The 10,203-nt window shown below is 62.9% G+C and carries 7 protein-coding genes; 3 read left to right on the plus strand and 4 right to left on the minus strand.

Annotated features, from left to right (window positions below; translation table 11 throughout):
* Positions 1–596 (plus strand): hypothetical protein (locus PAA8504_RS21925; RefSeq protein WP_219928977.1); only part of this gene is annotated, 596 nt, incomplete at its 5' end.
* A gap of 293 nt (positions 597–889) precedes the next feature.
* Here the strand turns inward: PAA8504_RS21925 and PAA8504_RS21395 are convergent.
* Complete coding sequence (locus PAA8504_RS21395) at positions 890–1,357, minus strand: hypothetical protein (RefSeq protein WP_108896155.1); 468 nt, start codon at positions 1,355–1,357, stop codon at positions 890–892.
* Positions 1,358–1,796: 439 nt separating this feature from the next.
* On the opposite strand from PAA8504_RS21395, the gene PAA8504_RS21400 reads away from it, so the two are divergent.
* Positions 1,797–2,798, plus strand: a complete 1,002-nt coding sequence (locus PAA8504_RS21400) for an alpha/beta hydrolase family protein (protein ID WP_108896156.1) — start codon at positions 1,797–1,799, stop codon at positions 2,796–2,798.
* A gap of 232 nt (positions 2,799–3,030) precedes the next feature.
* On the opposite strand, the gene PAA8504_RS21405 is transcribed toward PAA8504_RS21400, so the two are convergent.
* The gene (locus tag PAA8504_RS21405) at positions 3,031–4,614 is read right to left on the minus strand and encodes a winged helix-turn-helix domain-containing tetratricopeptide repeat protein (RefSeq protein WP_181375917.1); all 1,584 of its coding nucleotides are present in this window, start codon (positions 4,612–4,614) and stop codon (positions 3,031–3,033) included.
* A gap of 89 nt (positions 4,615–4,703) precedes the next feature.
* On the opposite strand from PAA8504_RS21405, the gene PAA8504_RS21410 reads away from it, so the two are divergent.
* Positions 4,704–6,227, plus strand: a complete 1,524-nt coding sequence (locus tag PAA8504_RS21410) for a hypothetical protein (RefSeq protein WP_108896158.1) — start codon at positions 4,704–4,706, stop codon at positions 6,225–6,227.
* A 253-nt stretch (positions 6,228–6,480) separates the two neighbouring features.
* On the opposite strand, the gene PAA8504_RS21415 is transcribed toward PAA8504_RS21410, so the two are convergent.
* A complete protein-coding gene (locus tag PAA8504_RS21415; protein WP_245897735.1) occupies positions 6,481–7,626 on the minus strand; it encodes a mechanosensitive ion channel family protein in 1,146 nt (381 codons plus the stop codon).
* Between the two features lie 300 nt (positions 7,627–7,926).
* On the minus strand, positions 7,927–9,363 hold the full coding sequence (locus PAA8504_RS21420; RefSeq protein ID WP_108896159.1) for a DUF6880 family protein: 1,437 nt from the start codon (positions 9,361–9,363) through the stop codon (positions 7,927–7,929).
* Positions 9,364–10,203: the final 840 nt, after the last annotated feature.

Raw genomic sequence — 10,203 nt, forward strand, 5'->3', positions numbered from 1 at the left:
GCACGTCGACCTGCCGAAGCTTCGCGACGATCTCTTCCGGCTTGTGTCTCTTCTGGGGCATTCTTGCATCCTCCAACTGGCCCGTAAGCCATACTTCAGGGAGGACCACTTTTCAGGGGGCAGACCACTTGCGCAACCTGCTTCGCGAGGATGAATCGGGGCTCCATTACATCGATTATCTTCGGGCGAGCCTCAGTGAGTTCGATAACCCTTATGTCGGTTGGCTTGGCTTCCTGCAAAGCCATAAGGAACTTGTCGAAAATGGCCGCGACAACAGTCCAAATGCGACAGTCCGACGCAAATATGTTTGGCTGATGAACTACCACAACGCGGTTGTTGATGAAGCTCTGAGTGAGCTTGACCAAACGCTACGCTTGAAGACGGGTTGCAGCTCGATGAATTGCTGGAAGCACGTAGGATCCAAAACTAATCCGTCAGCCAAATGCGCTCAATGCGATGCCTCACCGGAGCCGTCCTTCACTATTTACGGCATGACCTTCAACAAAATACCCAGAGAAGCCAGGACACTGGCCCTTCGTCAGGAAAGAGCCACCGGACAAAGGGCTCGTGGCAATGTCATGCTGCCAAGAGTATAGGTGTGCGATTCGACGGCACTTCGCCGCAGCGACGAACCGGGAACCGGAAGACGGGTAAGGGCCGAGCTAGCTTTCAAGCTGCTCAGCCAGGGTTCTCCCCAAGTGGAGCACTCGTGTTCTATCCATACCTGCGATAGCCTTCTCAGCTCCTCTTGCTGCGCTCAGAAAAACATCGCAATAGGTAGGCCCAGCCTTTTCCCCTATAAAATCGTGAAGCGGCGCCAATCCTTGGAGATGCATAGCTAAACGTGTGTCAAACTGCTCGAAGTCAGAGAATCCGTCTGCCAGTTTTTCTAGAATTTCCGCTCGCAACGTTGAGATAAACTCCGTAGCCGGAGCGACATCAGATTCTCTGAGTGCGAAATGAGCTCGTTCGAATATTGATGCAAGCTCACCGCCTCGGGGCTGACAAGCTGCCCGTTTTCGCCGAAACGTTTCGAGATCTTCCGTGCTAATTTATTCCGTAGGTTTCTCGGAACTCGGAGCATCTCGTGCCCCAAATAGAAATAGTCGTCGTCCAACTGCTTCTGGCTTTCTAATATGGAAGCTGCAGTGTCCGCACGAAAAGCCGCCCACTTGCGATCAAATGATTTTGCTGCCGCCCGTCGGACAAACCGGCCTCCCAGCATCGTTATCAGGACGAGGGTGGCAATAATTCCTATCATCTCGGATGTCAGATTCAGCACCATATCGTCCGAACTGAGATAGGCCCAGGCATCGCAAAGAAAGCAGTTCTCATTGGCATCGCTTGGACTAGTCATTGATGTTCCTGTGAGGATTGGACTGTTCTAAATACCACTGGGACCGGCCCACCTTGCGGATGTTGCGGCCAAGTACAAGCGACAAGGCATATTGGCCAATTTCAGATGTCCAGGGGGAAGTTTCGCGACGGTGGCGGATGTCCGCAATGTGGGCTACGAAAGCAGCGTCGAGTTAATGCGTTGAATGTCGGCTCTGGGCCGTAAGCAACGGTCGCTACGGCCCGACAAGTGTTCGGCTCGCTGCGCCGCCGCAGGTCGGCATGGAGCCCTTAGTACCTAGCACTACGGTGAAGATGAATGGCCGGTTCGTGAAGATGCCTCCTTTGGGCGAGGCGCGTGCCGCTGAGTGCCGGATCTTGTCGTATCCGCTACAAGAGGTAAGATCAGGCCCACCGAACGACGGACTTTCTTCGTCGGGCGCGCCTGATCGGAGGGCTCATTGCGCTTTTTCGCCATTCTCGCTCTTCTTGCCGCGCCTGCCTTCGCGGCGCCGGGATACGATCTGCGAACACTCGACATGGCTCACTGGGACGCGCCTGTCTCCGTCCACATCTGGTACCCTGCCGCCGACCCTGTCGCGACGACGGAACCTCTGGGGCGCAATGCAATGTTCGCGGGAACGGAGGTGATCCCCGGCGCCGCCCCCGCGCCCGGTCCGCATCCGGTGATCGTGCTGTCGCACGGCTCCGGCGGCTCGGGCGACAAGATTGGCTGGCTCGCCGGACCGCTGGCCGAGGACGGCTGGATCGTCGCCGCCCCGAACCATCCAGGCACCACATCGGGCGACAGCCTGCCCGAACGCATAGTCATGCCGTGGGAGCGCACCGCCGACATGCGCGCTATCCTCGACGAACTGGCCGAGGATGCGCCGGGCCGGGCAGCGGAGGGCGCCGTCGCGATGGGCTTTTCGCTCGGGGGGCACACCGCGCTGCGCCTTGCGGGGGCGCGTGCCTCGAAGGAGGCGTTTCTTACCTATTGCGATCGCAATCCCGACACGCTCGACTGCGGCTGGTTCGCCCGTAACGGTCTCGATCTCGGGACGATCGATGCCGCGCGCTACGAAGCGTTCGACGGTGACGCGCGCATCCGCGCGGCGGTCGCCATCGACCCGGCCCTTTCGGCGGCGATGACCGAGGAGAGCCTGAATTCGATTGAAGTGCCTGTGCTGACTGTCGGTATGGGCGCTCCCGGCACCCTTGCCGAAGGGGTCGATGCGGCCCCTTTGGCGGCTTCGGTTTCCATGGCGCGGCACGTGAATGTCGAGGGGGGCGTTCACTTCTCCATGCTGGGCGCGTGCCGGCGGATGGGAAAGATCGTTATCGGGATCATGGAGGATGAGCCCATCTGCGCCGATCCCCTCCGCCCTCGTGCCGAGGTGCAGGCCGAGGTCCTGCGCGAAGTGCGCGTGTTTCTCATCGGATTGCCCGCCGCCCCCGACTGAAGCGGAACTTCACGCGCGGCTTTGCAAAAGCCCGGTTTGTCCCGCACTGCGGTCATCAAGGCTGTGATTATGCTGCGCGATGCACGAACGGCCGGTTTGGTCAGCCGGACTGCGGCTCCGACCGCTACTCTGAACGTCGGCAGTGGGCCGTCCGCGAATGCAACGGACTTCGCTTGCCTGGGGCTGGACCGGTCTTTCGCCGCGGTCTGCTCAAATGGTAAGACCCGCATGTTCAGTGCGGCATTCCAGCCTCGGACAGGCGGGAAAGCCAGCGTTCGATCACGGCCGACGGTGTCGCCTGGGCGCGTTGCGCCATGGATTCCACCTCAAAGTTCCAATGCGGGTTCGCGTTCAGGAATAAACCAAGAGCCGCGCGCGCCATGTCGCCACGGCCAAGCTCAAGCGCTGCGACGGCATGCAGTTTCCTCATGTCATCGGTCTGCCCCGGCGATGCCATCAGCGACCGCAGCGCCTTGTCCGGGCTCCCCATGCGCCAATGCGCCCTCGCTATCTGATACTGGAGGTACTTGTTCCCGGCCGGGTTGATCCGCCTGGCGAGGGAGATCAGTTCGAGGGCCCTTGCCGTGTTCCCGATATCGAGGTTCGGCGTGATCTGCCCGACAAGGACCATCGTCGAAGACGGATTGAGCGTGGTCGCGCGTTCGAGCGCCAGAATCGCGGCTCCGGTATGTCCCTTGTCCGCCAGTGTCTTTCCAAGTGCGAAATGCACCAGGTAATTGTCCGGCGCGAGGGCGTGTGCCCTGGCGACATGATCCTCGGCCCGGGCGCTTGCCGCCTCGACGTCCCGGGTGAGCCACCCGCTGTCTATCCCGGTCCGAAGCGCGAGCGCCTGGCCGAGATGCCCCCAGGCGGAGTCCGGATACCGGTCGAGCGCGATGTCCTGTTCACGGATGTTCCTGCCAAAGGCCGCTGCCGACGGGTTGCGGAGCATCCTGCTGCGCGCGGCGTTCTCAATGAGCCTCGCAGAGAGATCACCTCGGTCGATCCGCGCTTCGGCAATTTCGATGAGTTTGACGCCCACCGCGCTGGCAACCTGCCGTCCGATGCCGCGCGACAACGCCAGAAGCTCTCCGAGATCGAAGTCGAACTCCTCTACCCAGATGCATGACAAGTCGCGGGCCGAGATCAGCCTGATGCTCAGGCGCCCCAGCTTCCCGTCACTCAGTAGAGCTCCGGCCACCAGGTAGTCGGAACCTGTCCGGGAAATGGCCTGGACAGCTCTTCGGCCGCCCGATGGTCCCGAATCCGCCGCACGGTGCAGGACCGTCATCTCGGGATACCGCGCCAGTTCGATGACGATCGCTTCTCCGAGCACGTCCCGCAGGCCGGGTGGCCCCATGCCGGTGGTTCCCAGGTCGTCGAACCGGAGAACCTCGATGACCGGAGCCCTGGGCTCGGGCGCCGGACCTGAAGGGATCGGGGCCCGGCCTGTCTCGCCGGACCGCGGGTGGGTGGGGCTTCGGACGGAGGGCAGGACCAGCCGGTAGCCCTGACGTGGCACCGTCTCGACGATCCGCCTGCCCTTGTCCGACAGGGCTCGGCGGATGTCGGCGATGCATTGCGCGATGCTGTCGTCAGAGACGGTCTTCACATCCCATGCGGCCTCCGCCAGAGTGCTGCGCCCGACGATGTGGCCTTGTTGGCGCATCAGCACCGCCAACACCTCGCGCGAGCGGAAGCGCAGTGCAATCTCTTCTCCGGAATGGTCGTGAAGGCGGCGAGTCTCGACATCGAACACGGCTGCGCCCAGGTCGATTTCAGAAGATTTCAGGACGTTTCGTTTGAGAAACCGCACGGCAGACGCCTCCATGGAGAGGATATCACAGGCCGGTCCAGGGCCGAACCTCATTGTCGTCGGAGCCGTTTCAAGAAGGAAAATCCACAATGCTGAACGAGATCTTCAGAATGACCGCCGCGGTCGGGGCGATGGCGCTGACCATGGGGCCCGCATCGGCCCATTCCTTGGATGCCGTGCTGGAGGAGCTCGATCCAGCGACACTTGGTGAGGTCGATTTTCCCACCACCTGCTCCACCGAGGGGCAGGAGGCCTTCGACGTCGGGCTGCTGCTCCTGCATCACATGATGTATCGTCAGTCCGCCGCCGCCTTCGAAGCTGCGGCCGAGGCGGACCCGGATTGCGCCATGGCCCAATGGGGCATCGCCATGACCAAGTTTCACCCGCTCTGGCCCGGCGGCCCGACGCCGGAGGAGACGGCGGCGGGGCAGGCCGCCGCCGCCCGACTGGCCGGGATGGACCCGGGCACGGCGCGCGAGGCGGCCTATGCCGACGCCGTTCAGGCCTTCTACGCCGGCGAGGAACTGAGCTTTCGGGACCGCCTGGCGGCATGGGCCGTCAAGCAGCGCGACCTCGGCGCCGCCTACCCGGATGACCTGGACGCCGCCGCCTTCGACGCGCTGGCGCAACTGACAGTGGCGCCGATGGGCCCCGAAGCCGTGCCCGTGCTGCGCGATGCCGGCCAGAGGATGGACACGTTGCGGGCGAAGGCCCCCCGGCATCCCGGCGGCTATCACTACGCGATCCACGCCTACGACCACCCGGCACTGGCCGAGATGGGTCTGGAGGTCGCGCGAGGCTACGAGAGCATCGCGCCCGAGGTGCCCCATGCCCTGCACATGCCGTCGCATATCTTCACGCGGCTCGGCCTGTGGGAGGAATCGGCGGAGTGGAACGCCCGCAGCGCGGCGGCGGTGCTGGCGCAAGCGGGTGACGGCATTCTCGCCGATCATTACCCGCATGCGATCGACTATGCCGTCTACGCCCATCTCCAGGCCGGAAACGTCGCATCGGCCAAGGCGCTGCTGGCGGACCTCGCTGTTCGCTCGAACCTCGAGGATACCTTCGGATCGGCCTATGCACTTTCGGCCACGCCTGCCCGGATACCGCTCGAAACCGGGGACTGGGTCGGGGCCGCGGCCCTGCCGGCCGAGCTGATCCCGGCGATCACCTGGGCGCGCTACCCCCAGGCCGTGGCCATGCGCTGGTTCGCCAAGGGGATCGGCGCGGCCCGCTCGGGCGACGATGAGGCCGCGCGCGCGGCCTTGGCAGAGCTGAGCGGCCTCCGCGATACGATGGACGAGCGCGGAATGGGATATTGGGTCGAGCTCACCGATGCGCAGATCGGCACCATTGGAGCCTGGATCGCGCTGCATGAGGGCGAGGCGGACGAGGCCCGCGCCCTAATGGCCGAAGCCGCCGACAGTGAGGATGCGGTTGGCAAGGCCCCCGTCACCCCCGGCCATATCCTCCCCGCGCGGGAGCTGCTTGGTGACCTTCTGATGGAGCTTGGCGAAAAAGACGCGGCCGTCGAGGCTTACCGGGCCTCAATGCAAGACTCTCCGAACCGCGCGAGGAGCTTGCAGGCCCTGGAGGCAGCCGGCGGCGGCTAACAATTGCCGAAATCCGCAACGGTGAAGGCGTCTGCATCCCGTTACCGCAGCATCGCACCATCGCCATTTCAACGATCTGACCGACACTACGGATCGTCGGGCACAGGCCAAGTCCCCTGCCGTGCGTTTCGTTCGCAAAACGGCAGCGGAGATTGCCCGTGATTTTTCGAGCGCAGCGAACGACGGGTCTGGTGAAGCTGCGCCGCGGCGTCATAGAGGCAGCGAATGACTGGAATGGGTCGGTGCGCGCCCGCTACTCGCGCGGAGCGTCTCCTGCGAGCAGATCGCTTACATCCCGGCGCTCGGCCGCCACGAGGGGGATCAGAGCCTCTTCTTCGGATTTCCTGTCGGGCTGCTCCGCATGGTCCGGCAAAGACTGAGGTGCCGGCTTCTCGCGAGGATGCGATTGCGTGGGAGCATCGGAAAGGTTTCGAGTCCCTTCGAGCCGGATGCGATAAGTCGTATCAGGAATGGAAACGCCGGCAGCTTCGATGGCGGCTTTCACCAGGCGGATGGCGTCGCCTCGGGCGGTGACGAAGCCGGTCTCGTTCTGATCGATCCAGCCGGTCACCCTCAGGATCGCGCCGGACTCTGTGATGTTCTCGATCCATACCAGTTCCTCCGGATCGTCGAGGACGAAGCTCTGCGCTTTCAATGCCGCCTGGGCCAGCACCCGCGTCGCCTCGGGGTCCGCATCGGGATCGATGCCGATGTCGAAGCTGAATCGCCGGGCGGGGTTCTGGCTGTAATTCACGATCCGGCCCTTGAAGACCAAGGCATTCGGGATGCGGATATGGTTGCCGTCCAGCGACAGCAGGATTGTGGCGCGCGAGGTCAGGCGGATCACGCGTCCCACATCGCCCTCGATCTCGACCAGATCGTTGGGCCGGAAGGGCTGGCGCAGGCTCAGCATGATCGAGGCGACGAAGTTTTCCACTGTGTCGCGAACGGCGAACCCGATCGCCAGTCCCACGATGCCCGCCGCGCCGAGGATGGTTCCGAGGAGGGCTGCGGCCCCAAGCAGATCGAGTGCGACGACAATCCCGACGATGCCGCACAGGACGCGAAAGGCCTGACGGTAGATCCCCGCGATGAACGCGTTCGGCGCGATGCGATCCCAGAACCGCAGACCCGTGAGCAGTATGCCGAGGACAACGATCGCCGCGAACGCGGCTGCGGCAAGGAAGAACAGGGGGAGGCGAGCGAAGAACTGGTCGGCGCGCGCGCGGAAGCGCTCGAATGCCGGGTTGATCTGTTGCGAGATGTCGTCGGATGCGGCCAAGGCGTGGTCCACCGCGACGACGCCCTCGAGGCGCTCGGCGATCCCGGCCACATCCTGACTGACGGCTGGATCTGCGACACGACCTTCGAGCGTGACCACGCCGGCTTCCACGGACACCGCTATCTCGCCTTGGCCAGCGCGTTGATGATGGCGCGTAGCCGGTCGGTGGTTGCCTCGTCCGAAGGAGGGTTCTCCACGGCAAGGACACCGGCGGCGCCGGGGGCCGGGTCATTCTCTTAGGCAGGAACCTGCGATCCCAACGTTGCCAGCAGGCAAAAGAGAAGAACAGAAAGACGCGCCATGATATGTTGTTAGTGTAGCGCCCGAGTATCATCCATCCGTAATTGTGAACGCCTGCATTCTGAAGCTGCGCTGTGGCATGGTGGGGGTAGTCGAATGTCCGGAAGGGGCCGGGCGTTACGGCTCGACCAAGCGCCAGCACCCGTGTTTTCTCCCGTGTTCCTGTTTTAGCACCGCAAAAAACTGCGTTTGGGAGGGATTACCGGCATAGTCTTCGATGGCGGCGTCGGAAGCCTGACATTCGGCCAGATGGCGAGCCGCGTGACGATAGCGCGTGGACTTTCCCCCGGTCAGCGTATCCACGACCATGGCGCGGCGCATCAGCGTTGCGGCGAGCGGATGCTCGGCCTCCAGCGCGTCCGCCGCCTTCGAGAGGGTGTGATAGGAATCCCCATTCAGGTCTTCGGCCCGCGCCACCACGACCCGTGCTGCACGTTCGTGCGACGGCCAATCGACGAGAAAGCTGATCGCCGCCTCCAGGTGGGGATAGGTCTCCGCGAAGTCCAGAGCGGCCTCTTCGGCTTCGATGTCGTCGAAATCGGGCAGCAGTTTCAGATATTTCCGAAGGCTGGTCGCGCTGAGCGTCTGCTCGAACGTTTTCCACAGGTGTGCCTTCAGCACATCCGTCTTGCCCTGCCTTTCCAGGCACTCCTCATAGACCTCGCCAAGAACGTAATGGAACATTCGGAAGGGCTTTCCGTCTTCGGCGGCACAGGCGCGGGTGACGATCTCGAAAGCCTCGTCGACACGTCCCGCCTCCAGCAGGCGCCGGGCCACGTCGGGGGCAATGGTGCCGTTGGTCAGCTGCTCTTCGGAATAGCGGGCCATGTAGGCGTCGACATCCCCCTGGGCGTCCGCGACATCTGCCAGTATGATCGACCGGGTCGATTGCTTGTTGCGGCGCACGCTGTCTTCGGGAGAAGACATGAGGCCATAGCCCCGGTATCGCTCGAACTCCTGCTCGGTCGGTGGCGCGTCGGCCCAGGTCTGTGTGATCCGTTTGAGATGCTCGAGCCCGTCGTGACCGAGCGCCTCCGCCATCGCTGGAATGATCTCGTCGAACTCGCCGTACCCCGCGTCGGCGACCGCGTCGAGAACGCGCTCGGCCAGCGCGAAGGGGTCCTTGGAGATCCGGGGCGATATTTTCGCAATGAGGCGCACTGCCTCGCTCATCACGCCGCCAACGGCGCCGTTGCTGTCATCCATGCGTTCATGGACGGAGGGAGCCAGTTGCAGGAAAGACCAGAGCAGTTCGAAGGCGTCGTTCGGATCGTCAGGGGCGATGGTGGTTTCGATCATGCCCAACAGCCCCTCGAGATCCTTGACCAGCGCCCTTTGCTTGCGCCAGTCGACGAAGCCGGACGCCCGACGTAGCGGGGCGAAGCGCTTTCGCAGATTGGGGGCCACTTCCCGAGGTCCTTGAGCTGCGCTGATCTCCATCCGCGCACGGCGCTGAAGGGCGGCGCTCCCCTGGACCAGCTCCATGACCAGCGCGGCCAGCTTCTTCGCGCCCAATTTTTCGAGGTTGGCCTGATTCAGGGTCTTCTTCGACATGGATATCTAATTTTGTCTTCTTGAGGCGCGTTCCGCGGACACTGTCGCACCGGTCCTGATGCGGCCAGCACCAATGGCCGGTTCGAGGGAGCAGCCTGTGGCAGTCCAATGTCGGCAAAGGGCCGGTTGCGACGGAGCCGGTGGTCCGGGCGGACACCGGACTTTCGCTGCGGGTTTCGGCCAGGTATGCCGCGCAGGTGGCAGCCGACATTCAGGCGACATCGGAACTGTGCGTTCCACTGCGCTGCCGCATGGCCGCTCCGAGCCCACTTTTACCGATGCTGCACGATGCACGAACGGCGACTTCAGGGGTATCGTGCCGCGAATGCAGCATGGTGTTCCGAATGGATTTAGACCCGGCTGCTGGAGCGTTTCAAAAGTTCCCACGGACGCTATTGCGACGGCTGACCCGTTCCACGTCACCGTTCGATTGTGGCCACCGAAAAAGCGCTTCTTCCTCAAGGCTGGGTGCGCTCCGCCACTCTTCAGGTCCTCCATGGCTGCCGCAACCTTGTGTGGGCGGAAGCACTAATACCTTGGCACGCCATATTACTTTCCCTTAGGTAAGCTTGCTTTCTTGTGCTAGAATTGACTTGCAAGCACGGGGTTTAAGCATGGATAAGGAACTCAATTCAGCGCTCGAAAAGATGCTGGTCGAACGATCCGAGATCACGGGCCGGTCAATCTCCAAAGAGCAGATGGGACGCGTCGTCTGGTCTGCCCCCTGAAAAGTGGTCCTCCCTGAAGTATGGCTTACGGGCCAGTTGGAGGATGCAAGAATGCCCCAGAAGAGACACAAGCCGGAAGAGATCGTCGCGAAGCTTCGGCAGGTCGACGTGC

The organism is Palleronia abyssalis, assembly GCF_900302445.1.
GTDB lineage: Bacteria > Pseudomonadota > Alphaproteobacteria > Rhodobacterales > Rhodobacteraceae > Palleronia > Palleronia abyssalis.